The following is a 25,695-nucleotide window of genomic DNA, read 5'->3' as shown; positions in this document are numbered from 1 at the left end:
CGATTTCTATTTCACACTTAATTTGCATTTGCTTCAGTTTTTGGAATCTCTGACAGGACTGTTGACTGGCTTTCAACAGCTTTCCCCTGATCCCAGCTAAAACGGCGAATCACAGGCTTAGCCCCTGAGAGACGCACTTCAATAAATTCTGGTTTGAAGCCTTTAGGCATGGTCCAGCGACCAGTCAAACGTTCATAATTGTCGAAATTAAAGTTTTTATCTTCAAGCGGCACGACCAGAATTTCAGTACCCTTAATCAAACGTAGCTCCACTGTACCAGAGGCGCGATTTTTGCCCGGGCTGACCTGAATCAGATCAATCTGGTATTCGAAGGCATTATCAGGCAAGGCTTTAATCCCCAGATGTTGAACTGTCAGCGCCAGACCACCGCGTTGACGCAAAATCTCACGATAGATCGTACCAACGCTTTCAGCCTGCTCTTGAGCATCACGCGCCTTATTTGCAGCCAGATAAAGATCATTAGCATTGCTAACGGCCAGATCACGTTCCTGTACCGCTGTATTCAGAGATTTATTCAGTGTTTCCAGACTGGTTTTCTGTTTTTGTACTACTTCAACCAATTGTTCTGCATCCGCCTCAAAGCCCACCGCAGTCAAACCTTGCCGATGCCCGACCGTATAGCCCAGCAAGCCACTACCCAGAATCAACACAGCAGCACCGATTACCAAAGGTGTATTGCCTTTCATCAATGGTTTCTTTGTAGAGGGTTCCTGGATCGTCATGTTTGACTCATTATTCGGCATTTTGATCTCTGTATACTTTGTTCAAGACACACATTTAAATCCAAATCTAAATGTGTGTGAAGTTCTAATACGTTTTTTATGGTAATAAACCAATATTATTCAAGCCTGCATTTTCTGCAAAGCCGAACATCAGGTTCATGTTCTGTACTGCCTGACCAGCTGCACCTTTGACCAGATTGTCCTGAGCCACCAGAATCACCAGTTTGGCTGGTTGTGGCTTATACAGTGCGATACGCAACTGGTTGGCACCACGCACCGAACGGGTTTCTGGCGAACTGCCTGCTGGCATCACATCAACAAACTGTTCATTGGCATAGAACTGCTCGTACAGTGACTGCAAGTCAGCTGCCTGACCTGCTTCAGTTAAATCGATATAAATCGTTGATAACATCCCACGAATCATCGGCACCAGATGTGGCACAAACAGGATATGGTCAAACACGCCTTTTTGACCTGAAATATTTTCTAGTGCTTCTACGATTTCAGGATGGTGACGGTGGCCCGCAACGCCATAAGCCTTAAAGTTATCAGCATTTTCAGAATAGATCATGCCCAGGCTGGCTTTACGACCTGCACCTGATACACCTGATTTTGCATCGATAATAATACTTTCTGGTTTTACCAAGGCCTCACTTGATTTTAATACTGGTGCCAGACCAAGCTGAACCGTCGTTGGATAACAGCCCGGATTACCAATCACACTCGCCTGTTTGATCTGGTCACGGTTAAGTTCAGACAGACCATAAACAGAATCTTTTAACACTTCTGGGCAAGCATGTTCCATGCCATACCATTTTTCGAACTGTGCCAGATTTTGCAAACGGAAATCCGCTGCAAGGTCAATTACCTTGGTATTGGCTGCGACAAGTTCTTCAGCATGTTTCATGGCAACCCCATGTGGTGTCGCGAAAAATACCACATCACATGCTTTTAAAAGATCAAGGCTGAGGTCAGAAAACTGAAGATCCGTATGTCCACGCAGACTCGGGAACATGTCATCGACACGGCGGCCTGCTTCAGTACGTGATGTCAGTGCTTTAACCTCTACATTCGGATGTCGCAGTAATAGACGTAAAAGTTCAACGCCTGTATAACCTGTACCACCCACAATACCCACTGAAATCACGATGATTACCTCAAACTAGATGTTTCCTTTATGGGCTGTAGTATGACAGGAACTTGAGGTTTTCTAAACTGTTTCACTAGGGATTGATGGTTTTTTATTTACCCTTTTATTTTGAGTGTTTTTAAAAAATTTGAGAGGATGATACCTATTGCTTAGGCTATTTGGAAGTAAATAAATACTATCCTCGTTCCTTTAAAGATATTCTTAAGCTGCCCACCAATATGGCATGACAGTATTTTTCAGAATTTTACGGTGAATTAAATAATTTGGGTCATGCTTGGCCACTTCCGCCCAAAAACGAGGACTATGGTCAAAATGCCGGGTATGGGCCAGTTCATGCACACATAAATAACGCACGATTTTTTCAGAAAATAAAATGATGCCGCTATTTAGCATAATGTCATGTTTGGCCGAACAACTGCCCCATCGTGTTTTCGGCTGGCGAACATTACAAATGTTAAATGATAATCTTGTTTCTTGACTTACTTTGTTCAGATAAACAGGCAGCTGCTCTTTGGCATAAGAAATAATAAAAGCTTTTAAATATCCTTCAGGATTTCGATCACTAATCGACAACTGTAATATTTCAGCATCAAAAAGGAAGTTCTGCTTCTGACTTTGATACACGATCTGGATTGGCTGAGCCTGATTGAAAAGCTGCAATTCTGCTGGTAAGGATCTATCAATACTTTGATTTTTTTCCTGCTGCAATTTCCAGGTTTTGAGTAGCCAGCTTTCCGCTTGGTCAATAAAATTCTGAATCTGTTTTTTGCTACAAAATACAGGTGCGGTTAAACGGATTTGATCACCCTCTACACGCAGTCTGAGACGTGTTGAGCGAACATTTCGGGTGATTTGGATTTCGGGCAGGTCGTTTAGGGTCATTTTTTATATTTAATCGTTATTTTACTAATCCCCCTCGATCCCCCTTTAATAAAGGGGGAAGTTCAAACTTATAGAAGTTTCGAGGAGCTTTATCAAATTAAAGACTTTTCCCTCCTTTGAAAAAGGAGGGTCAGGGAGGATTTCTTAAATCGCTGTACGCTCTTCAATACCATTATTGGTCGCAACAATCGCAATATCCGCTTTATTGATCGCGAAAATACCGTTACATACGACGCCTGGAATGTCATTAATCGTTTTTTCCAGCTCAAGCGCATTCAGAATATTCAGGTTATGCACATCCAAAATAACATTTCCATTATCAGTCACGACACCTTCACGGTAAGCAGGATCACCACCTAACGCCACCAACTTACGTGCGACTGCTGAACGTGCCATTGGAATCACTTCAACAGGTAATGGGAAATCACGACCCAACTGCTCTACCCATTTCGAATCATCGACGATACATACGAATTTTTTCGCAATCGACGCCACGATTTTTTCACGTGTCAGCGCAGCACCGCCACCTTTGATCATGTGCATATGGCGGTCGATTTCATCCGCACCATCTACATAGGCATCCAGACCGCCTACGCTATTCATATCGACAACTTCAATGCCTAATTTTTTAAGACGTTGTGCAGTGGCCTCAGAACTTGCAACTACTGCTTCCAATTGAAGCTCAGGCAAAAGTTCGATTAAGAAGTTGACAGTACTTCCAGTACCGACGCCTAAAATGCCCCCTTTTGGTAAGTGCTTTAACGCAGCTTTTGCTGCAGCTTGCTTTTTCTCATCTTGGGTTGCATATAGACTCATGACATCACTCAACTATTTTGGACTTTCGCAGTATTTTTAAACCGCAAAGCCGCGTGGTTTGTTACAATAAGTGCTTATTTTAAACTGTTAGATGGAAAATTAACATGCTGTCTCGTTTGGTTCGACAAATTTTACAAGCAACTGTATACGATGTTGCAATCGAAACCCCACTCGAAGCAGCGCCACGAATTAGCGAACGCTTAAATAATAACATTCGCTTTAAACGTGAAGATTTACAACCGGTTTTTTCATTCAAACTACGCGGTGCCTATAACCGTATTAGTCAATTACCGAAATCACAACTCGAACGTGGCGTTATCACAGCTTCAGCAGGCAACCATGCCCAAGGCGTGGCGCTGTCAGGGAAAAAGCTGGGGATTCGCGCGATTATCGTGATGCCAAAAACTACGCCTGATATCAAGGTTCAAGCGGTAAAACGCTTAGGTGGCGAAGTCGTATTGCACGGTGATTCATTTGATGTTGCCAATAAATATGCGATTCAACGTGCCGAAGAAGATGGCATGACCTTTATTCCACCTTATGACGATGAACTGGTGATGGCCGGTCAAGGTACGATTGCCAATGAAATCCTGCGTCAATGGCGCGATGTAGAATATGTCTTCGTTGCTGTTGGTGGTGGTGGCCTGATTGCCGGTGTTGCAGCGTACTTGGGAGATGTTGCTCCGCATGTCAAAGTTATTCCTGTGGAATATGATGAATCCGCGTGCTTAAAAGCGGCCTTAGAAGCCAATGAACGTGTGATTCTTCCATCTGTCGGTTTATTTGCCGATGGTACTGCGGTGGCACAAATTGGTGAAAAACCATTTGATGTGATCCGTCTGCAAAAATCAGATAATTCTGGCCCAATTGTTGAACCTGATGTGGTACTGGTCAATACCGATGAAGTCTGTGCAGCAATTAAAGATACTTATGATGAATGCCGTAGCATCGTAGAACCGTCAGGTGCAATGGCGTTGGCAGGGATTAAAAAATATGTCGCTGAACACGGCATTCAAGGCAAAAACATCGTATCGATTGTTTGCGGTGCGAACATGAACTTCGACCGTCTGCGCTATATTGCCGAACGTACAGAACTCGGCGAACGCAAAGAAGCTATCTTTGCCGTAACTATTCCAGAAGAAAAAGGTTCATTCCTGAAATTCTGCCGTGCACTACAAGGCCGTAATATCACAGAGTTTAACTACCGTTCAAGTGATGCTTCTGCAGCTCAGGTCTTTGTCGGTATCAGCCTGAAAAATGGTGAAAAAGAACGTCAGGAAATCTATGAAAACCTGAAATTCGACTACGATGTTGATGATCTGTCTGATGACGAAGTCGCAAAACTACATATCCGTTACCTGATTGGCGGTCATGCTGATATTGAAAATGAGCGTCTGTTCCGTGTGGAATTCCCGGAACGTCCAGGTGCCCTGCTAATGTTCCTGGAACGTCTTGGCCCAACGCATAACATCACCCTGTTCCATTACCGTAACCACGGCGCTGCAGAAGGTCGCGTACTGGTCGGCCTGGAAGCAGAAGATGCACAGCAAAATCCAGATGGTTTGATTGAGACATTGGAAAGCATTACTTATCCATATGAAGAAATCACCAACAACCTGGGTTATCAGCGTTTCTTGAAATAATCAGTTTGATATAAACCGCCTTTCGAGGCGGTTTTTTTATGTCCAGCTAAAAAAATGTATGAAGTATTTATGTAAGGCCAGATAGCTGAAAACTATAAAAATCTTTAAGATACGTACTTAGACATGAACTGATTTGAAATAAAAAAGATTTAGGGAAATATGCATGGCATTATTTGCAGTCATTGGGCTGGGCAGCTTCGGTGCAACAGTGGCGACTCAACTGATCAGCCTGAAACATGATGTGATTGGAATCGATCTCGACAAAAAATATGTGGAAAATATTTCCGATCAGCTTACCCATGCGGTGATTGCCGATGCAACCGATGAGCATGTCCTGGATGAACTGGATATCCAGCGCTGTGAAGCAGTCGTAGTCGCGATTGGTGAAGATATTGAAGCCAGCATTCTGTGTGTACTGCATCTAAAAAATATGGGTGTAAAGAAAATCTGGGCCAAAGCCAAATCTAAAGCCCACCATATGATTTTGACTCATCTGAACGTCGAAAAAATTATTCACCCTGAAGAAGATATGGGCGTCCGTGTGGCACAATCACTCAGCTACCCGATGGTTAGCCGTTATATGTCACTTGAAGATGATCATTATATTGTCAAAATCGAGATTCATGCCGATCATCATGATACTCCTTTACACCAGTTAATGAGTCAGGTTCCCGAAATTAAAGTTCTTTTGCATAAACGTGGCACTGAAATACAACATATCGTAGATCTTGAACTATTACTTAAGGAAGGTGACATTCTGGTGGTCGAAGGATTGCTGGACCCTCTACGCCGTTTGTCCAAGCATTTTAAGGCCATATGAAAAGCTCAAATTTAAACCAGAACAGGATTGTCAATCTCAGTCCACCGAGTCTGCTGGCCTTAGGTTTTCTCGGGCTGATTTTTATTGGTTCTTTATTACTGATGCTGCCCTTTGCCCATCAAACTGAAATTAGCTGGTTAGAGGCGATTTTTACAGCTACTTCTGCAGTGACGATTACCGGGCTATCTGTGGTCAATGTTGGTGAAGCTTATACACCCTTTGGGCAGGTCGTGATTATGTTCCTGCTGCAATGTGGTGGCCTCGGCTTTATGACCTTTGCCATACTCGCCTTCATGAGCCTGTCACCTAAACTTGGTTTAAGACAGCAAGTGATGGCACAGGAATCTATTGGCCAGACCAGTTTGAAGAAAGTCAGTTTTACCATTAAAGCGGTATTCCTATATTCCCTGTTTTTTGAAGCAATTGGCACCCTGATTTTAACCTTGGCGTGGCTGGAAGATTATCCTTTTGGTGAAGCGCTGTTTTATGCGGCTTTCTATAGTGTTTCTGCGTTTAATAATGGCGGGTTTTCTCTTTTCCCGAATAGCTTGATGAGCTTTTCCGGCCAGTATTTCGTGACCTTCACGATCAGCATGCTATATATCATTGGCGGGATCGGATTTCTGGTTCTGATGGATGTAAAACAGAATAAAAGCTGGCGCAAGCTCAGTCCGAATAGCAAGCTGATTCTAACGACGATTATGGGCCTGAACCTGAGTGCTTTTATTGTGCTCTGGTTACTCGAAGCCTCTAATCCACAGACTTTAGCGCTGATGAGTGTAGGTGATCAGGCACTCAATGCCTGGTTCCATGCCACTGTTCCCCGCTCTTCGGGTTTTTATAGTCTGCCCATGGACCAGATGAGCGATGCCTCAAGTCTAGTCACCATTTTTTTAATGTTTATTGGTGGCGGTTCCTTAAGTACGGCGGGTGGAATTAAAGTTGGCACGTTTATTATTGTGGTCATTAGCGTAATCAGTTTTTTACGCCGTGAAGATGAAATTCGCTTGTTCAACCATTCTATTTCTGAGAAAACTACTTTTAAAGCCTTAGCGGTTGTGTGTATTACTGCAGGTCTGGTCATGACCGGTTTTATGAGTTTACTCATTCTAGAACCCGATCATGATTTTTTAGATTTGCTGTTTGAAGCAGTTTCTGCCGCCTGTACAGTTGGATTAACACGTGGTGTCACTGGAGAATTACAACCAGCGAGTTTAATCATTCTGATGCTGATGATGTATGCGGGTCGTCTAGGACCTTTGACCCTTGCCTATTTAATTGCAACACCGAAGAAAAGCCGTCTTAAACATCCGCCTTCAGAAATTCAGATTGGTTAAGATTTAAATGAATAGGTATAAGCAAAAAACCACGCCTAAGCGTGGTTTTTTACATGAAACAGATTAGTACCAATTCATTAAGGATACACCCAAGCCCACATAAGTCGCACGGTGATTATAATCAATCAGACTTTCACCATAACCATCAAAGAGCTGGAATTGACCGCGTAGACGCCCACTGATCGGAAATGACCAGTCAAACTGTACTGCACCACGGTTATCATCACCACCTTTTAGCGTATGACGCAACATCAGGGAAAAATCGTGGGCATTATGACGATAAAACGCAGTTAAATCCCCACGCCCGATATAGTTTTTAATCTCGGGATTATTGTCATCAGCCCGGTCTTCTTCAATACGATACCAAGGGCGCAGCATCATGGCGAAGTTGTCTTTTTCAAAACCGAGATTCAGCATTACCCGGTTCCAGCTACGAGATAATGGATCGGAACGGCCATTAGATTGATGATTCAGGGTTAGTCCCAGCATACGCCAGTTCAAACCAAACAGATCATAATTGGTACGGAAGATCAGGCTGGCTTCAGGCTCATAATTGGTTTCACGAAATGGTCTGGACTCTTCCGAGTTATATACCTGCCAGCGTGAAGACTGGGTATAACCCAGCCAAAGATCCCCGTTATCACCCAGAATATTTTCAACCGCCTTGGTTTTTAAAGATAACTGGAATTTCCCCTCAATCGAGGTCAAATTCTGGTCTTCTTCAACCGTGTTATTTGGGTTTTCGCTTTGCGGAAACTCGTTTTTCTTGGAAGTCCAGAATCCTGGCATCAGATAAATCGGCTGATAGGAACGGATATTCCAGGTACCCAGTTTACTTTCCGGCGACAATTCCCAACGACTATCCAGCAAGGATAAAGTCGGAGTCAGCTTTGATCCTTCTGAAGCATAGATATTGGAAACGGTCTGTTCAATTTTTGCTTTGAGGTTATCAGGTTCGGGCGCAATTTCTATGGCTGCACGCCGTTCAGAAACAATATCTGGCTTACTATCGGCCGGTATTTTAAATACCGCATCATAACAGGCCAAGCGTTCTGAATTGGTTTCAACCGCAGAGCAAGCCTCCGCCGTTGCCGGCATCGGACTACTTGCTACAGTTTTATCTTCCGCATTAACTTGCGTCCCAACTACACAGCCAAGCAAAACGCCCAGCTGCAAAGTTGAGCGCTTAATAGAATTAAGCGCCATCCTCTATCCTCATTGTTTTTATTTATTGAACTTGCTGAATTGTAAAGCCGAGTTGTTCTAAAGTTTCTCGTTTGGCAAATGGCGCAACCACCGCTTTTGAAGCTTGCTGTTCAACCAGATAAGTCTGTGCGACACGTTTCAAATCATCTAAAGTGACATGCAACAAACGTTCCCGAAGCTGTTTACGGAATGCTGGCGTACGTTGATGCAGGTAGGCATAACAGGCAGTAATCGCTTCACCTGCTGGTGACCCCGGTTTGTCCATACTGGCAATTAAACCCAAGATGGCTTCTTCCAGCTGATGCGGTTGTTGAGGTGCGTTAAGCAACCATTGGATACTTGCATCAAAGTCCTGGAAAGTCTCTGCTAAGCGTGGATCGCGATAACTATAGAAGCGGAAAGAACATGCATTTCCGTCATAGCTTGCGCCACCACCATAAGCACCGCCTTTTTCACGGATTGCGCTATGCAGATAACCATTACGCAAGTAGCCTGCCAATACCATCAAGGCAGCAGCATCAGGATGTGAAACTTCTACCGCAGGATAAGCCGCTGCACAGAACTGCACATTAGTCTGAATCAACCAGGCTTCATCATTGCTATGATTAACTTTTTCAACCTGAGTCAATTCTGCAGGTGCAATATTCACTTCCAGTTTGTCCCACACGTTTTGAATTTCTTCAATCAAACGCTCAGACTGCTGTTCTTCACACACTAACAGGAATTGTTTTGGCGCTTGTAGCAAGACTGTATGAATGCGTTTTAATTCATCAATCATAGCATCATAAGCTGCTGTATCTTTTTCAGCCTGATTGACCAAGTTAATCAGCCAGTTCAAAGCACCCAGACCGGTATTATGATAATCACGCAAGGCTAGAGCGCTATGCTGACGTGATGCCACTTGCATCGCATAGCTATGACCCGAACCGGAAATACGTGATTGCCAGCGAGTTTTACGCTGTTGTAATAACTCAATAATACGGCCTTTTTCATCAAAGCGTAGCTGCTCAAAACCGATCTTTAACAGACGGATCGCATCCAGATGGCTAGCCAAAGATTTAGTCGTTAAAGTTAACCACGCACTGATCTTGTTTTTGTCATCCACTTTAGAACGCAATGAAGCGCCCATGCCCAGACCACCACTGACTGCTGTTTGCAGTTGCTGGAATTGCAGGTAATCATATTCACCCGCACCAACTTCACCCATTAAAATAGACAACAGGTTGAAATACGGTGATTGCACCACTTCATCTGGAATTTTCACCAACACCTGTTGGTAATAAATCCCATTGGTACCTGCATGATAAAGATTCAACGGCGTATCTACGCGGTTACAGATAATCTCACGCAACTGGCCTTGAACAATCTGCAATTCCGCAGGCACATCTTCCAGACCCACCTTAGGTAACAGATTCAAATCATCTGGAGTATCTTGGCGGATATTTAACGCTTCAGTTTGAGCATTGATCTCTGCTTTTTGCTCTTCAGTTAAAGCTTTACCAATTTCAGCCAGACGTGCTTTTTCTTCTTCCGCTTCTTTGGCAGATTTAGTTGCATCTGGAACTAAAGTCAGTTGAACACGGTGCGGATTATCCAGTAGATGCTCTTTAATCAGATTCGACAGCCACATTGGATCTTGCAACTCTTCTTTTACTGAAGCAATCGCAGAATCCACATCCCAGACTTCAACCGGATCACGATGGTGAATTGCACTGCTTAAACCGCTCAAGATCAGGCTTAGGCCATAAGGTGTACCATCACCATTGATTTCACGCTGATGCAATTCGATCTGATGCAGGATCGCATCTACTGCCTGTTGATCAACAGGTTTAGAGGCAACATCTTCCAGAACTTTGAAAACTCCGTTTTTGAATTCTTCAGCATGTTCCGGGTTTGAACCTTGAACCGCGCAGTAGAAGGTCATTTCAAAGTTGGAATCATCTACGCCCATGAATGGGCCAGTTGACTGTGCATAACCACAGGTTTCCAAGTAATGACGTAAGGGAGATGCTGAATCTTCCAGCAAAATCCCTTCTACCAGACGCAAGCCTAAACGTAACTTGATATCACTCGCTTCTGGCAATAACCATGACAATACGTGATAAGTCTTGTCCTTCAGATCTTCCCCATCAACTGCATAGGTTTCTGTTACATTGAGTGGCGCAGTTAAACGGGTTTCTGGCGTTGAATAAAGTGTTTCACCTTTTCCAAATTTAGACAGCGCCAGATTTTCAAACTGTTCCTGTAACTCAGCAGCAGATTTATTACCAAAGGTCATAAATACTGCATTACTTGGGTGATAATGCGTTTTATAGAAATTCACCAACTCTTCATAAGTCAGGTCTGGAATATCTTTAGGATCGCCGCCTGAGTTGTAGTGATAGGTAGTGTCCGGGAATAAGTGATGCGCCAAAGTATGATAAAGCTGATCTGAAGGTGAGCTCATTGCCCCTTTCATTTCATTAAATACCACACCTTTATATACCGGTTCGCCATTTTCCAGTTCAATACGGATGCCTTCCTGAGCAAAATCCAACGGATTCAGGTTCGCAGCGAAAGCCGCATCCATATACACTTCTAATAAGTTCTGGAAGTCTTTATCATTTTGAGTTGCGAATGGATAAGCCGTCCAGTCTGCCGCTGTAAAGGCATTCATAAAAGTATTAAGCGAACGGCGAATCATCAGGAAGAACGGATCACGTACCGGGAATTTTTCTGAGCCGCACAGTGCAGTATGTTCCAGAATGTGCGCTTCACCTTTCGAATCCATTGGCTGAGTGCGAAACGCAACAAGAAAAACATTTTCATCATGATTGGTCGCCAGATGATAATGGGTGGCGCCAGTCACTTTATGCTTATATTCAGACACTAAAATGTCTAAAGCTTCAACATGTTGTTGACGTACCAACTGAAACGCAGGATGTACAGTTTGAGAAATGGTTTCAGTGACATCTACAGTCATGCGATCTCCTAATGCTTAAATTAAAAAATTATTATTCGCATTATAGCTGTAGTTGTTTGAATTATTCACGCAGAAAACCGAGGATTTTGATCGAATTAAGTAAACCTGATCATCTGATTTTTAAATGATCAGGTTTGGCAATGATCTCTAGATCATATACTTGAAATAGTTATAACTCGGGTGGTTTTCAACAAAGACATAGTTCTGTTTTTGATAGAAACTGGCGGCCAGTTTAGTATCGGTCTGTAAACAAAGTGCTGAATAAAATGGTCGTGCCAACTGCTCCAGATAAGCTAGAAGCTGCTTACCTACACCATGTTGACGATATTTTGGATGCACATAGAAGCGACGTACCCGGCCAATTCTTTCTTCAATGCCGTTATCGCCCCATTGCTGGTTTAAGCCGCCACAGGCAATCAGTTTATTGCCATCATAGGCACAGGCCAGAAATTCATTATTTTGACTGAAACAGTTTTTTCCAGTGCGGTATTCTTCAATTAACTTATCAATCAGGTCATAACCTTCTTTACGCGCCAGTGTCGCTAAAGTGTCAATCTGATCAGGGAGCTGCTCGGCTGTTACAATCTTAATATCCATATACCCACACTGTTTTAGATGATTGTTCAAATGTCGCACCAGTATAACTGCTTGGTACTCTAATCTTATAAATAAAATCCAACCTTTAAATCAATGGCTGCACTCGCTACCGTTTAAAAATAAATCAATTCTTAGACCAAAGATTCAAGCTGAATAAGTTACAGTATTTTTTAAAGTATTCTGAAAATTTTTCAGTGAACTACAGCAAACCCGAGCAATCGTGTAAACTTAGCACTTTCATTTTTAATGTGATATTTGGATATGTCTACTGTTGACCTTTTTGCGATTGGCAATGCGCTGATTGACCAGGAATTTAAAGTTTCTGATGAGTTTTTAACTGCACATCACTTGCAAAAAGGCACCATGCAACTTGCGGATGGTGAAGCTCAGGCTACTCTGTATCAAAACTTAAAAGCAACTCAAACTTATAAAGGTCAGGCTTCAGGCGGTTCAGCAGCCAATACTACAGTTGCATTTGCAGCTTTGGGCGGCTCTGCATTCTATGCCTGTCGTGTCGGTAATGATGATTTGGGTCATATCTATCTGCATGGCTTAAATGAAGCTGGCATTAAAACTACAACCCAATCGATTAGTGAAGGCGTAACAGGTACCTGTATGGTTCTGGTCAGCCCAGATTCTGAACGTACCATGCATACCTATTTAGGTATTACTGCTGAACTCACAGATGAACAGATTGACTTCCAGCCTTTAACAACTGCTAAATGGCTCTATATCGAAGGTTATCTATCCACTTCCGAAACAGCACGTCAGGCCGTAAAACAGGCGCGTGAAATTGCCAGAGCCAATAGGGTTAAAATCGCATTCACTCTTTCTGACCCTGCGATGGTGCAATATGCCCGTGCCGGTCTGGATGAAATGATTGCAGATGGTGTAGATCTCTTGTTCTGCAACCAGCAAGAAGCATTAATGTATACCGGAACAGATACAATCGAAGCAGCTCTGGCTAAACTTAAAGAATTAAGTCAATACGTTGTCATTACAATGTCAGCTGAGGGTGCGCTTATTTCCAATAATGGTGAAACCTTCACTGTACCGGGTCGTGCTGTAACTGCCTTGGATGCGAATGGTGCTGGCGATGCTTTCGCGGGTGCTTTTTTATATGCACTTAATGCGGGTCTTGGTTTAAAAACAGCAGCAGAACTGGCAATTTTAGTGTCTAGCCAAGTGGTAGCGCAATTTGGTCCACGTCTGGCGGTTTCAGAATACGCAGCATTATTAAAAGATGTTCTTAAGGAATGTGCTTAATGTTTAAAATTTGCATGACTGACGATATTCCAGAGCGTGAAGCGCGCTCTTTTGAACTTCCGAATGGGGATACAATTTTTATCACCCAGCGTGATGGTTCGTTTTATGCTTACCAGAATATTTGTCCACATTTACAGGTAGAACTGGAATTTTTGGAAAACCAGTTTCTAGACCGTGATCAGGAGTTTATTGAATGCTCTACTCATGGCGCGCTGTTCGTAGTCGAAAGCGGTGAATGTATTTCTGGACCTTGTCAAGGCCAATCACTTGAAAAAGTTGATATTACCGTGCATTCTGATGGCGGAATTTATCTTTCAGAATAATAGCTAAAACGGATTTTGCCATGCCTGAGTTTTTACTTGACTATAACCTGATGCCATTTCATCTCAGTTTATTGTTCATCATTCTGCTTGGCGTGGCAAAAACAGTTGCCTTCTATTTTAAGCTTAAACCCAGTCAACTCCTGGAACGCATTTCTCCATATGACTTTCAGAATGTTGAATGGCTAAATGTCAAATTTTCCAAAACCCTGATTGTTTTTTTCTTCCTGATGAATTTTAGCTTTTCCGGCTATTTTCTTCAGTTTCTGATCTATTCACAGGAATATCATTTCTTACCTGCCTATTACATCATTCTACCGGCATTGATCATTGCGATTTTCTTTACCGTATTTATGATTCATTGTCTGGATCAGGTTATTCCACCTAAATATAAAAAGAATGATGTAAACCTATTAGGCCGTTTAGCTACAATTTCAAGCGGTAATGCCCGTCCTGGCTTTTCTGCCCAAGCGCGAGTTCGGGATGAGTATGGTCAGTTACACTATGTTCAGGTTGAACCTGAATTTGGCGAACTGGAATTTCAGTCTCAGATTATTTTAATCCGTCTTAGAAAATCGCATTATGTGGCCAAGAAGATCTGTAAATCCAACCGACTCTTTAGCTTGAATCTGGAAGAAGCTTAAAGAATTCAATAGAAAAAATCCCGGCTAAAAGTCGGGATTTTTTATTGGATAGATAGATTTATTTTTTAAACAAGCCTGAGACCATATTCAATACATTCTGAATATCATTATTGGCTTCCTGCTTGCTGGTTTGCTCACCTTGTGGTGTCAGTGAATCAATAATCTGCGGCAAGACCTGAGAAATGGCGCTATAGACATCCTGTTTAGGCACATGGGTCTGTTCTGCGACCTGTTCTACTTCCTGGTCATCAAACAGGTTTTGTACCTGCTGCGGATCGACATTGGCATTTTCACCCGGGCCAGTAGAGACCCAGTCATCAACCTGGCTATTTAAACCTTGTCCTTTGAGTTTATCCAATGCTCCTTGCAAACCGCCCTGTTTCTGAATCCAGGCCAAGACCAGAGGCAAGACAGCAATCAATAAAGTCTTTGTTGTTGAACTGCCACCCAGTCCAGAACTTGGTCGAGCGGAAGATTGGCTCCCACCGCCGAGCTGGCTGAGTACAGAACCTAAAATTGCACCTAGGCCATTTTGCTTGTTTTGCTGTTGTGAGTTTTGATGCTGCTGATTTGGGTTCTGGTTTTGCTGATTGGCATTATTGATATGACCCAATACTGATCCAAGAATATCTGCCAATCCCCCTTGCTGGGATGAACGCTGCTGGGATTGGGCTTGGTTATTTCCTAAAGCTTGCTTGGCCAGCATTTCCACAATACTACTAAGATTGGTCATAACTCATTCCTGTATACGCCTTCTCTACAGAATAGAGTCTGGGCTTATATTTTCCATGCAGGATTTTGTTAATATTTGCAATACTGATATAAGTCCTTCCTAGCTTTCCAATTTTACCAGCGATATTTATCCCAGTTTTCAGGGTTAGCCCAGAATTTAGAGTTAAACCAGTCTGGCACATGTTTATAAGTCAAAATATTGAATTGCCAGAGTGCAAAATCTGCCTCATGAACTGTCTTGTCAATCAACTGGGTCAGACCTAAAGACCTGAGCAGTTTTTCATCCTGCAAGCGACTCACCACCACCAGACGTTTTGCAAATAAATCACGCATTTTAACCAGAATTTGACTCTTCTGCTGTTCTGGTAATGCTAAGGTTTCAGGAGTATCCAGCATCACTACTGCCAGGTCATAACGCTGTTGAAAAGGCAGATTTAAAACCTCAGATACGTTAAAATAGTGCCATTGAATAGATTGCTGAAACTGAGATTGGGTCAAATCCTGCCCGATACAAATAGCAGTATGAATTGGCTGTTCCTTGGCGAAATCGTCTAGCATTGAAGTGATGACATTTTGTTCAGCCATGACTACATCCTTATGATTTAATTGAGTAATTTTTTATGGAACTTCAGGGCATTTGCCATAAAATGCACGTCGGTCTTACAGACCTTAGTGTAACTGATCAAAATACCCAGCGGGCAAATGTTGAATATAAATTAATATTAGATGGATCAGAAATTAACCTTCCATTCCAGTTAGGTCAGGAAATCGAGATTGAATGGACTGGAAATATCTATTGTGTTTCTTGCGGCAAAAAAACTTCTAAATCATTCTCACAAGGCCACTGTTTTAAATGTTTTAAAACTAAAGCGTCATGTGATATGTGCATCATGAAACCAGAAACCTGCCATTATCATTTAGGTACTTGCCGGGAAGATGAGTTTGCACAGAATGTCTGCTTCCAGCCACATATTGTTTATCTGGCCAATTCTAGTGCATTGAAAGTCGGAATCACCCGTATTAATCAAATGCCGACTCGTTGGCTGGATCAAGGTGCAACTCAAGCCCTTCCTATCATGAAAGTGGGTTCTCGCCGTCTTTCCGGTAAACTGGAAGTGATGTTTGGTACTCAGGTCGCAGATAAAACCGACTGGCGTAAATTACTCAAAGGTGAAGCGGAACCTTTAAATCTGATTGAGGTTCGCGATCAGCTGATTGAAGAATTTGCACCGAAAATCCAAACTATCCGTGAAGAGTTTAATCAGAATTTGCAGTTTAATGAGAATATTGAAGTTTTGGATAAGGAATTACCACGTGAGTTCATCTATCCGATAGAGCAATATCCAGAAAAAATCAAATCTCACAATTTAGATAAAACTCCAGTGATCCGAGGCAAACTACAAGGGATTAAAGGCCAATATCTGATTCTGGATACTGGTGTGATTAATATCCGTAAATATACAGGTTATGAGCTAATTTTTAGAGCGGAATAAAATGACCGGATTTCAGAAGAGAGTTATATGCTCTCTTCTTATTTTGGATATTATTTCTTACTTAAGAAAATAAAAAACCAGCCCTCAGGCTGGTTTTTTTACAATCAAATCTTATTTGATTTTTGCGTGAGATTTTAAGTAACGCGTATAGTCATCAAATTCTTGTTGACCACGAAGCTGTTGATACAATTTCACTAGTTCACTACGTTGCTCTGCACTTAAAACATCGATCGGATTTTTCTTCACTTCAGAAACTGCCACAACCACCAATTCATTTGGCATATTTGCTGTCGTTACTGACCAGTGACCTGCTTTAGGCGCTGGTACGCTAAATGCTGCACGTTGTACATCACGCTTAAGCAGACCTTCTGCGCGTGTATAGATGCCTGCATCTTCAAATACCAGTTTACCTTTCGTAACTGATGCTGCAGGCTTGGTTTTAAACTCATTCAATGCAGTTTGAACTTCAGCTTTAGCCGCAGCAAATGCCTTATCTTGAATCAGTTTAGCTTTTACTGCTGGTTTAGCTTCTGCCAGTGTCTGCTCACCCGCTGCATGATAATTGCGAACTTTTACCCAAGCCACATCACCATTGGCTAACTGAATGCTTGAAGATGCATTACGGTCGCCATTTTTCACGTCATCATTAAAAAGTTTAACTTTGACAGCTGCATTACTTAGCAATGGATCACGTGTCGCAAGGGTCACACCATTTGCTTTCTGAACCTGAACACCCTTCACTTCCTGAGCAACAACATCCAGCGAGTCCACACTTACGACCATGTCATTCAGACTGTTTACCGTATCAGAGAATGTATTAGATTTTTTCGCTGCCAATACTTCTTCAGATAAACGTGCTTTTTGAGATTCAAACGATGGAACTGCTACATCAGGCAATTGGACTGAAATAATATGGTAGCCATAATCCGTTTTAACAGGCGCTGAAACTTGACCAGATTTTAAAGATGCAACAGTCTGATCAAAGGTAGTACCGAACACGCCTTTTTCATAGACAGCGATAGCACCACCTTTAGATTTAGATTCAGGATCTTCAGAGTATTGAGCTGCTGCTTGTGCAAAAGTGGTACCAGCTTTGATTTTAGCTGCAATTTCGTTTGCCAGTTTTTTGGCTTCAGCATCGCTACGGCTATCTGCAGTTACCAGAATATGTTTAACCTCTGGTTCCACATTCTGCTTCTGGTCAGCCACAAATTTATTATAAGCTTCCTGCAATTCTGCATCAGTGACCGCTACATTGGCAGTATCAATATTGCTCGGCTTGATCACCACATAATCCACATCAACGCTAGTCGGTTGCTTGAACTGGGATTTGTGCTTTTCATAATATGCTGCAATATCAGCTTCTGATACTTTTACTGCTTTTTTATAGCTGTCCAGATTCACGCTAGCGATATGAATATGACGCTGTTCAGTTTGCAGATCTGCAATTTGCTGCATCTCAACCGGACTGACCAGTGGATAATCCATAAAAGTAGAAGACAGCATTTTCAGTGCATGGTCTTTACGTAAACTTTCTACTAAAGCATTGTTGGTCATGCCAATTGATTTCAGGTAATTTTCATATAAAGCATTAGAAAATTTGCCATTCTCCTGGAAAGAAGGCTGCTGAGAAATCATTTGTGCAATTTGCTGGTCACTCAGGCTAATCCCCAGTTTTTCAGCCTGTTGCAAAAGCAAGGTACGCGCAACCAGGGTATCCATCGCTTTTTGATCGATGAAGCTTTGATTTAATAAGGTTTCATCACCATTGGCATAACTTAAGTATTGTTGTTTGAATGATTTTGTCAGTGACTCTAATTCTTGTTTAGAGATATCAGTTCCATTGACTGATTTTGCTGCATCAGAATTCCCGCCGCTAAAATATCCTTCAATACCTACAAGTGCTAAAGGGGTTAAAAACAGAACGAGCAAGACCTTGCCCAACCAACCCTTAATAACTTTACGAAAAGATTCCATAAGTATTCCAATATTTTATTTGCAGAGGATTTTAACCGAAAAAACCCATTGAATGAATGTGTTAATCAAAACAATTAAATCTATCAATAAAAAACGCGCCAAAGAAGGCGCGTTTTAGGATTGAAGCAGCTTAAGCAACAGCGTCTTTTAAGCCTTTACCTGCTTTGAAGCTAGGTACTTTGCTTGCTTTAATTTCAAGAGTAGCACCAGTTTGTGGATTACGGCCAGTACGTGCAGCACGCTCTTTAACGCCGAAAGTACCGAAACCAACTAGAGTTACTGTATCACCCGCTTTTAAAGCTTCAGTAACAGAAGCAATTGTAGCATCTAAAGCTTTACCTGCGTCAGCCTTAGATAATCCCCCTTTCTCTGCAATTGCATCAATTAATTCTGATTTATTCATGAAAACTACGTCCTCTTAATATCGTTTATTTAAGGTCCAAGAATTTGTTTAAACTACCATAACGCCTTTATAGCAATGCTTTAGGTATAAACGCAATACTTATAAACCTCTTTTTTTTCAAAATATATGCGAAAAAAACATTGAATTATGAAGAAAATCATTTTGTGTGTATTTTTTTCGATAATTCTTTCTGTATTTTTTCTTGCTGCAAGGTCAATTCATCAACCTTGGCATGCAACTGAAGAATTAAACGCTCCAGATGTTGTACATCCTTCAGTGTGACTAATCCTATACGATTCAAGGAATGATGAACAGAGTTGTCGATCAGTTTTTCAACCTTATCTTTGGTATCTGTCACAGATTCGCGTGCTTTTTCGGAGACTTTTTCCACAGTTTGATCTGCAATATCGACTGTTTTGGATTCTAGCTCTTCTCCGACCTTGACCAGCGAGTCAAACAGTTTATTGCCTTCTTCCTCTGCCCGGGAAAATGCCCCAAGGCCAGCCAACCAGATCTGCTTGGTATATTTACGAAAGTCCAGCATTGAACGTCGCTCTGAAGCAGACTTTGACTTACTCTTCACTGGTTTTTCAATCAATTCCTGATCTGTATCTTGTGTCGTTTTTGTTTTATCCATGTACACGACTCCTGCTTATTTTCTATGCAAATATCATAAAATTATCTACAAAATCACCGCATAATAGCAAATTAAGGGCTTGATAGATTTGCTAAACTGTTCTACAAAGCACTTTATTTCAAGTCTAATTTGATTTAACCCTGAAATCTTTTACTCAGCAGGATGCTTTTTCATTTTAATTTTCAGGTAAGGATTGGTTTTATATATGAGTGAATCGCAACAAAGTCAAAATCAACCACATTTGTTGCTTACGATGACTTTAATCGTTTTAGAAACAATATTCACGTTCATTCTCAAACATGACCGTGTTGTTGCTCTTCAGGCGAAGAAGTTTGTAGATGAGAATATTACAATAAAAATCAATAGTTATATTCCATATTTTGATTTCTATGTTCAGTTTACCAAAGATGGGCTGTTATTTGACTATAAAGCACCAGGCAGAGTTATTGATCTGGATGTTCGCACTACTTTAATGGATCTGATTAAGATCTTTATCTTTGGCAATCGCAGAAGCATTCGTGCGATGCGTATTGATGGGAATCAGGTTTTAAAAGACGAGTTCCGTGATTTACTGACTTTATTTGCCTTACCTAAAGTATTGTCCGACTGGAAACACTGGTTATCTGAACCACCGGCAGATGAGACCGATATTGTTTCATCAAGAAAACGTATTGCGCCTTTATTAAAGAAAATTGAAGATCAGCGTTCTAAAATTAATAGCCTGCAAGTTGAAGTTAAACAGTATCGCAACCGCATTAAACGTATGGAACGCCGTCAAAAGCGGATCAATATGGTCTTTAGTATAATCACAGTACTTTTGATTGCGTTATTAGTGTATAATTGGATCAGCGCGTAATTCTTTCATTTTCAGAAAATTAAATACGCTCGCCATTCACAAAAATAACTTGACTAATTTAGTCGGGATTCATAAAATCTACACATCTAGTCTAACCATGTGTATCGAATCATGCGCCTAACCACTCGCGGTCGCTACGCAGTGACTGCTCTACTTGATTTAGCTTTGCAGCCATCTGAACAAACGATCACGCTTGCTGAAATTGCAGCACGTCAAACTATTTCTGTTGCCTATCTCGAGCAGTTATTTGCGAAACTAAAACGTTATGGTCTAGTTTCGAGTGTTCGCGGTGCCAATGGTGGATATCATTTAGCACGCAGCGCAGATGAAATTACTGTGTTAGCAATTATTGAAGCTGTAAACGAAACAGTTGATGCGACTCGCTGTGACCATAAAGGCAACTGCCAAAATGGCGCGATGTGCTTGACTCATGATTTATGGCAAGAACTCTCCCACCACATTGCCGATTATCTCGCAAAAATCACCCTTGCTGACCTTGTAGCCCGTGACAACGTTCAAACCGTGTCATTACGCCAAAATTCAGCAAACATTGATTCAGCCCTTTTATCGGTTACAGGTATTTGACATGAAACGTCCGATTTATCTTGACTATGCAGCAACAACTCCGGTAGATCCTCAAGTTGCAGAACGTATGATAGAATGCTTAACTTTCGAAGGCACCTTCGGTAATGCAGCATCTCGTTCACATGCTTATGGCTGGCAAGCGGAAGAAAAAGTTGAATACGCCCGTGAACAAGTGGCGAATTTAGTAAAAGCTGATCCGCGTGAAATCGTATGGACTTCGGGTGCAACAGAATCTGACAACCTTGCATTAAAAGGTGTAGCTCAATTCTATGCATCTAAAGGCAAACACATCATTACTTCTAAAATTGAACATAAAGCAATTTTGGATACATGTCGTGAGCTTGAGTCTGAAGGTTTTGAGATTACTTATCTTGAGCCGCAACCAAAAACTGGCTTAATTACTCCAGAAATGGTTGAAGCAGCAATCCGTCCAGATACCATTCTTGTTTCCCTGATGATGGTAAACAACGAAATCGGTACGACAACTGATGTTGCTGCGATTGGTGAAATCACCCGTGCGAAAAAGATTTTCTTCCACGTTGATGCTGCACAGGCTGCGGGTAAAGTTGAAATCGATCTTTCTCAATTAAAAGTCGATTTGATGAGCTTCTCTGCACATAAAATCTATGGTCCTAAAGGTATTGGTGCCCTGTTCGTACGTCGTTCACCACGTGTCCGTCTAAAAGCACAAATGCATGGTGGCGGTCATGAACGTGGTATGCGTTCTGGTACTCTTGCGACTCATCAGATCGTTGGTATGGGTGAAGCATTTGAACTTGCAGGTAAAAATTTACAGTCTGAACAAGCTCGTTTACGTGTTCTTCGTGACAAGCTTTGGAATGGCTTACAAGGTCTTGAACAAGTATTCCTGAACGGTCACCCAACTCAAAACGTTGCAAACTACCTAAACGTAAGTTTCAACTTTGTTGAAGGTGAATCATTGATGATGGCACTGAAAGATGCAGCCGTATCTTCAGGTTCAGCATGTACATCTGCAACACTTGAACCATCTTATGTACTTCGTGCATTAGGTCTTTCTGATGAGCTTGCACACAGTTCGATCCGCTTCAGCTTTGGTAAGTACACCACTGAAGAAGATATCGATCACGTTTTAAATATCACTAAAGCTGCTGTTGAGAAATTACGTGAACTTTCTCCGCTTTGGGATATGTACAAAGAAGGTATCGACCTTTCTACAGTTGAATGGGCTGAGCACTAATTTTTGACTCTGAGATAGCTGTATTTATACCGCTATCTCATTGATAAAAAATTTTTAATCCCCATATTTATATTAAGGCTGACCCCGAGTTTTGGAGAAGCAACATGGCTTATAGCGAAAAAGTAATTGATCATTACGAAAACCCACGTAACGTTGGTGTTTTAGACAAAAATGCAGAAAACGTTGGTACTGGTATGGTCGGTGCGCCTGCTTGTGGTGACGTAATGCGTTTACAGATCCAGGTAAATGATGAAGGTGTGATTGAAGAAGCACGTTTTAAAACTTATGGTTGCGGTTCTGCAATTGCATCAAGTTCATTAGTGACTGAATGGTTAAAAGGTAAAACTTTAGACCAAGCACAAGCGATCAAAAACATTGATATCGCAAATGAATTAGCTCTTCCACCAGTAAAAGTACACTGCTCTGTACTGGCTGAAGATGCAATTAAAGCGGCTGTTGAAGACTACCGTAACAAGAAGTCTAAAGTTTAATCATTCGTTTTTTGAAGAAAGATTCACGGAGTTTTCATGATCCACTTAACTGAAAATGCAGCAACTCATATCAGCAATTACCTCAAAAGTCGCGGTAAGGGTGAAGGCATTCGTGTTGGTGTGAAAACTTCAGGCTGTTCTGGTCTTGCTTATGTTCTTGAGTTTGTCGACGAAGTCGATACTCATGACCAGGTCTTTGAACAGTTTGGTGTTAAAGTTTTCGTAGACCCAAAAAGTCTGGTGTATCTCGAAGGTCTAGAAATGGACTACGTGAAAAACGGCTTGAACGAAGGCTTCGAATTTAATAATCCAAATAAAAAAGGCGAATGTGGTTGTGGTGAGTCATTCACTGTCTGATTGCAGCAATAATTCTCTTTTTTCAGCATTAAAACAGTGTGAAATACACTGTTTTAATTGCATTTAGGCAGTTATTTTAATTGTCATCAAGTTTAATCATTTTTGCATATTAATCGCGGACTCTATCTCCCATGAATCATTTTGAGTTGTTCAATCTTCCTGTAGCACTCGATATTGATTTAGCCACTTTAAAAGCAGAGTTTTTAAAGTTGCAGCAACAATATCACCCCGATAAAGCTGAAGATAAAGATCAGGCTTTGATTAAATCAAGCGAGATCAACCAGGCATTCAAGGCTTTGTCAGCGGTTGATAGCCGTGCAGCTTATTTACTGTCTTTAAAAAAACAAGACTATCATCTGGATCAGTCTATTAGCGATTTTGAATTTCTTCAGGATGCGCTGGAAATTCGCGAACAATTAGATGAAGCCTCATCGGCTGAAGATCTTTCTTCTCTGAAAGTTGAAGTTCAGCAATGGATTGATGGTCTGGTTCGTGAGTTCAAAATCGACTATGAAGATGAAGACTGGAGTGAAGCTCGCGATACCGTGCGTAAACTGCGTTTCTTTGTTAAAGTCATGGCAGACATCGACAAAGCGGAAGACCGTTTCCTGGATGATGACAGCTTTGATCTTGATGATGAATTTTAATTTTTCTATTTAATTTTAACGTGCAAAGGATGTAACACTATGGCTCTCTTGCAGATTGCAGAACCAGGTCAATCAAGTGCACCACATGAACACCGCATTGCGATTGGTATCGATTTAGGCACCACCCACTCTTTGGTTGCCACGGTTCTTTCAGGTCAAGCCAAAGTACTCAAAGATGAACAAGGTCGTGTGTTACTTCCTTCTATCGTTCATTATGCAGCACAAAGCACTGAATATGGCGATGATGCCAAACCTTTTATTACCACCGATCCTAAAAATACGATTGTATCCGTAAAACGTTTTATGGGTCGCTCCCAAGCAGATATTAAATTCCAGCATCCTTATGCCTTGGTGGGCGAAGCGAATGAAATGCCGGCATTTGAAACTGCGCAAGGACGTAAAACGCCAGTTGAGATTTCTGCGGAAATTTTAAAGCAGCTTAAAGAACGTGCTGAAGCCAGCTTAAAAAATGAGATTAATGGTGCCGTGATTACGGTTCCTGCATACTTTGATGAAGCACAACGCCAGGCAACACGTGATGCCGCGCAACTGGCCGGTTTAAACGTTCTGCGTTTATTGAATGAACCAACAGCTGCTGCGGTGGCTTATGGATTGGATCAGGAAACCAACTTGAGCACAGATCGCAACTATGTGATTTATGACTTGGGCGGCGGTACCTTTGACGTATCCATTCTGCGTTTCTCTCAAGGTGTGTTCGAAGTATTAGCGACTGGTGGCCATACTGCTCTAGGTGGTGACGATCTGGATCGTCTGATTTTAAAATGGGCTAAAAAACAGCTTAATATCGAAACCCTAGATGATGCTGAATATGCGCATTTCATTACTGCTGCGCGTAAAGCTAAAGAAGCATTATCTGATGCAGACTCAGTTGAATTAAAGCTGCTTGATCAAAGCCTGACTTTAGATCGCCCGACTTTTGAAGAAATCATCAAGGTTGCTTTGGATAAAACCATCAGCGTTTGTAAGCGTGTCATGCGTGATGCCAAGCTGGAACTTGATGATATTCAGAATGTGGTGCTTGTAGGTGGTTCTACCCGCTCGTACGCCGTGCAAAAAGCAGTACGTGATGTGTTTAACCAAGAGCCTCTATGCACCATTAACCCGGATGAAGTGGTTGCGATTGGTGCTTCAATTACAGCGAATCAGCTCATTGGTAACAGCAAAGATGGATCATTATTATTAGATGTGACTCCACTTTCTCTTGGTCTGGAAACCATGGGCGGTCTGGTTGAACGTCTGATTTCACGCAATACCGCAATTCCAGTTGCACGTCGCCAGGAATTTACAACGTATCAGGATGGCCAAACCGCTATGCTGATTCATGTGGTACAAGGTGAACGTGATCTGGTAGAACATTGCCGTAGCTTAGGCCGTTTTGTCCTGCATGGTATTCCACCAATGACCGCAGGTCAGGCACGTATTGAAGTGACTTTCCAAGTGGATGCGGATGGCTTATTAACCGTTTCTGCCAAAGAAATGACTTCAGGTGTGACTGCACAAATCGATATCAAACCATCTTATGGCTTGTCGAGTGAAGATACTGAGCGTCTGCTGTTAGAAGGTTATCAGTTTGCTGAAGAAGATAAAAATCTTCGTCATCTGCAGGAAACCAAGGTGGAAGCACAACGTGAACTTGAAGCACTGATTCAGGCACTGAAAGTAGATGCTCAATTGATGAATGAACAGCAATTGGCAGAACTGACTGCTGCGCAAGCACGACTTGAGTCCGAGCTACAAGGTACAGATATCAAAGCCATTGAATATGCAGTAGAACAGCTTAAAATACATAGTGATGCATTTGCTGCTCTGCGTATGAATCAACATATTGATGCTGCCCTTAAAGGCACTAAACTCGACGATTGGTCAAACTCAAACTAATTTAAGGTAAAGA

General features: G+C 41.9%; 26 protein-coding genes. 14 read left to right on the top strand and 12 right to left on the bottom strand.

Features of this window, described 5'->3' with window-relative positions; translation table 11 throughout:
• Positions 1-17: 17 nt before the first annotated feature.
• The 4 genes from FTU46_RS03260 to rpiA form a co-directional block, all read right to left on the bottom strand.
• The gene (locus FTU46_RS03260) at positions 18-764 is read right to left on the bottom strand and encodes a DUF6776 family protein (protein ID WP_175967514.1); all 747 of its coding nucleotides are present in this window, start codon (positions 762-764) and stop codon (positions 18-20) included.
• Between the two features lie 76 nt (positions 765-840).
• The gene (argC, locus tag FTU46_RS03255) at positions 841-1,896 is read right to left on the bottom strand and encodes an N-acetyl-gamma-glutamyl-phosphate reductase (RefSeq protein WP_180104380.1); all 1,056 of its coding nucleotides are present in this window, start codon (positions 1,894-1,896) and stop codon (positions 841-843) included.
• Between the two features lie 198 nt (positions 1,897-2,094).
• Entirely contained in the window at positions 2,095-2,775 is a 681-nt protein-coding gene (locus FTU46_RS03250; RefSeq protein ID WP_180104326.1) for a M48 family metallopeptidase, read from the bottom strand.
• Positions 2,776-2,919: 144 nt separating this feature from the next.
• Positions 2,920-3,591, bottom strand: coding sequence for a ribose-5-phosphate isomerase RpiA (gene rpiA / locus FTU46_RS03245; RefSeq protein ID WP_180104325.1), 672 nt, complete (start codon positions 3,589-3,591; stop codon positions 2,920-2,922).
• Between the two features lie 104 nt (positions 3,592-3,695).
• On the opposite strand from rpiA, the gene ilvA reads away from it, so the two are divergent.
• The 3 genes from ilvA (at position 3,696) to FTU46_RS03230 (ending at position 7,391) form a co-directional block, all read left to right on the top strand.
• Positions 3,696-5,234, top strand: a complete 1,539-nt coding sequence (ilvA, locus tag FTU46_RS03240; RefSeq protein WP_179992338.1) for a threonine ammonia-lyase, biosynthetic — start codon at positions 3,696-3,698, stop codon at positions 5,232-5,234.
• Between the two features lie 163 nt (positions 5,235-5,397).
• Positions 5,398-6,054, top strand: a complete 657-nt coding sequence (locus FTU46_RS03235; protein WP_180017729.1) for a TrkA family potassium uptake protein — start codon at positions 5,398-5,400, stop codon at positions 6,052-6,054.
• On the top strand, positions 6,051-7,391 hold the full coding sequence (locus tag FTU46_RS03230; RefSeq protein WP_004786026.1) for a TrkH family potassium uptake protein: 1,341 nt from the start codon (positions 6,051-6,053) through the stop codon (positions 7,389-7,391). The genes FTU46_RS03235 and FTU46_RS03230 overlap by 4 nt, the downstream gene beginning before the upstream one ends.
• A gap of 63 nt (positions 7,392-7,454) precedes the next feature.
• Here FTU46_RS03230 and FTU46_RS03225 read toward each other — a convergent pair whose 3' ends face one another.
• From FTU46_RS03225 to FTU46_RS03215, 3 genes are all read right to left on the bottom strand, one after another.
• Positions 7,455-8,597, bottom strand: a complete 1,143-nt coding sequence (locus tag FTU46_RS03225; protein ID WP_159122738.1) for a phospholipase A — start codon at positions 8,595-8,597, stop codon at positions 7,455-7,457.
• 22 nt (positions 8,598-8,619) lie between these two features.
• Positions 8,620-11,559: an insulinase family protein gene (locus tag FTU46_RS03220; RefSeq protein WP_180104324.1), complete on the bottom strand. Its 2,940-nt coding sequence runs from the start codon at positions 11,557-11,559 to the stop codon at positions 8,620-8,622.
• Positions 11,560-11,706: 147 nt separating this feature from the next.
• On the bottom strand, positions 11,707-12,156 hold the full coding sequence (locus FTU46_RS03215; protein ID WP_034170350.1) for a GNAT family N-acetyltransferase: 450 nt from the start codon (positions 12,154-12,156) through the stop codon (positions 11,707-11,709).
• A gap of 261 nt (positions 12,157-12,417) precedes the next feature.
• On the opposite strand from FTU46_RS03215, the gene FTU46_RS03210 reads away from it, so the two are divergent.
• The 3 genes from FTU46_RS03210 to FTU46_RS03200 are packed head-to-tail and all read left to right on the top strand — an operon-like array spanning position 12,418 to position 14,386.
• Positions 12,418-13,422, top strand: a complete 1,005-nt coding sequence (locus FTU46_RS03210) for an adenosine kinase (RefSeq protein ID WP_180104323.1) — start codon at positions 12,418-12,420, stop codon at positions 13,420-13,422.
• A gap of 14 nt (positions 13,423-13,436) precedes the next feature.
• Positions 13,437-13,745, top strand: a complete 309-nt coding sequence (locus FTU46_RS03205) for a Rieske (2Fe-2S) protein (RefSeq protein ID WP_373684488.1) — start codon at positions 13,437-13,439, stop codon at positions 13,743-13,745.
• Between the two features lie 20 nt (positions 13,746-13,765).
• Complete coding sequence (locus FTU46_RS03200; protein ID WP_034702547.1) at positions 13,766-14,386, top strand: OB-fold-containig protein; 621 nt, start codon at positions 13,766-13,768, stop codon at positions 14,384-14,386.
• A gap of 58 nt (positions 14,387-14,444) precedes the next feature.
• Here the strand turns inward: FTU46_RS03200 and FTU46_RS03195 are convergent, their stop codons facing one another.
• On the bottom strand, positions 14,445-15,119 hold the full coding sequence (locus FTU46_RS03195; RefSeq protein WP_180003218.1) for a YidB family protein: 675 nt from the start codon (positions 15,117-15,119) through the stop codon (positions 14,445-14,447).
• 113 nt (positions 15,120-15,232) lie between these two features.
• Entirely contained in the window at positions 15,233-15,703 is a 471-nt protein-coding gene (locus FTU46_RS03190) for a DUF6231 family protein (protein ID WP_180104322.1), read from the bottom strand.
• A gap of 35 nt (positions 15,704-15,738) precedes the next feature.
• Here FTU46_RS03190 and FTU46_RS03185 point away from each other — a divergent pair, with 35 nt between their 5' ends.
• Entirely contained in the window at positions 15,739-16,611 is an 873-nt protein-coding gene (locus FTU46_RS03185; protein ID WP_125278306.1) for a DUF2797 domain-containing protein, read from the top strand.
• A gap of 111 nt (positions 16,612-16,722) precedes the next feature.
• Here the strand turns inward: FTU46_RS03185 and FTU46_RS03180 are convergent, their stop codons facing one another.
• The 3 genes from FTU46_RS03180 to FTU46_RS03170 all read right to left on the bottom strand — a co-directional run bounded on the left by FTU46_RS03180 (position 16,723) and on the right by FTU46_RS03170 (position 19,628).
• Positions 16,723-18,588 (bottom strand): SurA N-terminal domain-containing protein, encoded by a 1,866-nt coding sequence (locus FTU46_RS03180; protein WP_180104321.1) that lies wholly within the window; start codon positions 18,586-18,588, stop codon positions 16,723-16,725.
• Positions 18,589-18,718: 130 nt separating this feature from the next.
• Positions 18,719-18,991 (bottom strand): HU family DNA-binding protein, encoded by a 273-nt coding sequence (locus FTU46_RS03175; RefSeq protein ID WP_004786051.1) that lies wholly within the window; start codon positions 18,989-18,991, stop codon positions 18,719-18,721.
• 157 nt (positions 18,992-19,148) lie between these two features.
• Positions 19,149-19,628 (bottom strand): phasin family protein, encoded by a 480-nt coding sequence (locus FTU46_RS03170; RefSeq protein WP_179992331.1) that lies wholly within the window; start codon positions 19,626-19,628, stop codon positions 19,149-19,151.
• Positions 19,629-19,833: 205 nt separating this feature from the next.
• Between FTU46_RS03170 and FTU46_RS03165 the strand changes: the two genes are divergently transcribed.
• The 7 genes from FTU46_RS03165 to hscA all read left to right on the top strand — a co-directional run bounded on the left by FTU46_RS03165 (position 19,834) and on the right by hscA (position 25,682).
• Positions 19,834-20,484, top strand: coding sequence for a hypothetical protein (locus FTU46_RS03165; RefSeq protein ID WP_104426168.1), 651 nt, complete (start codon positions 19,834-19,836; stop codon positions 20,482-20,484).
• Positions 20,485-20,595: 111 nt separating this feature from the next.
• Positions 20,596-21,069: an Rrf2 family transcriptional regulator gene (locus FTU46_RS03160; RefSeq protein ID WP_179992330.1), complete on the top strand. Its 474-nt coding sequence runs from the start codon at positions 20,596-20,598 to the stop codon at positions 21,067-21,069.
• Between the two features lies 1 nt (position 21,070).
• Positions 21,071-22,288, top strand: a complete 1,218-nt coding sequence (locus tag FTU46_RS03155) for an IscS subfamily cysteine desulfurase (RefSeq protein ID WP_180104320.1) — start codon at positions 21,071-21,073, stop codon at positions 22,286-22,288.
• Between the two features lie 104 nt (positions 22,289-22,392).
• A complete protein-coding gene (gene iscU, locus FTU46_RS03150) occupies positions 22,393-22,779 on the top strand; it encodes a Fe-S cluster assembly scaffold IscU (protein WP_180068535.1) in 387 nt (128 codons plus the stop codon).
• Positions 22,780-22,815: 36 nt separating this feature from the next.
• Positions 22,816-23,136, top strand: a complete 321-nt coding sequence (gene iscA, locus FTU46_RS03145) for an iron-sulfur cluster assembly protein IscA (RefSeq protein ID WP_004786063.1) — start codon at positions 22,816-22,818, stop codon at positions 23,134-23,136.
• Positions 23,137-23,267: 131 nt separating this feature from the next.
• Positions 23,268-23,783 carry a Fe-S protein assembly co-chaperone HscB gene (gene hscB / locus FTU46_RS03140; protein ID WP_104426170.1) on the top strand — a complete coding sequence of 172 codons (516 nt, stop codon included), beginning with the start codon at positions 23,268-23,270 and terminating at the stop codon, positions 23,781-23,783.
• Between the two features lie 39 nt (positions 23,784-23,822).
• Entirely contained in the window at positions 23,823-25,682 is a 1,860-nt protein-coding gene (gene hscA, locus FTU46_RS03135; RefSeq protein WP_180068533.1) for a Fe-S protein assembly chaperone HscA, read from the top strand.
• Positions 25,683-25,695: the final 13 nt, after the last annotated feature.

This window comes from Acinetobacter sp. YH12108, assembly GCF_013419055.1.
Taxonomy (GTDB): Bacteria; Pseudomonadota; Gammaproteobacteria; order Pseudomonadales; family Moraxellaceae; genus Acinetobacter.
This window is presented reverse-complemented; position numbering and strand designations above follow the sequence as displayed.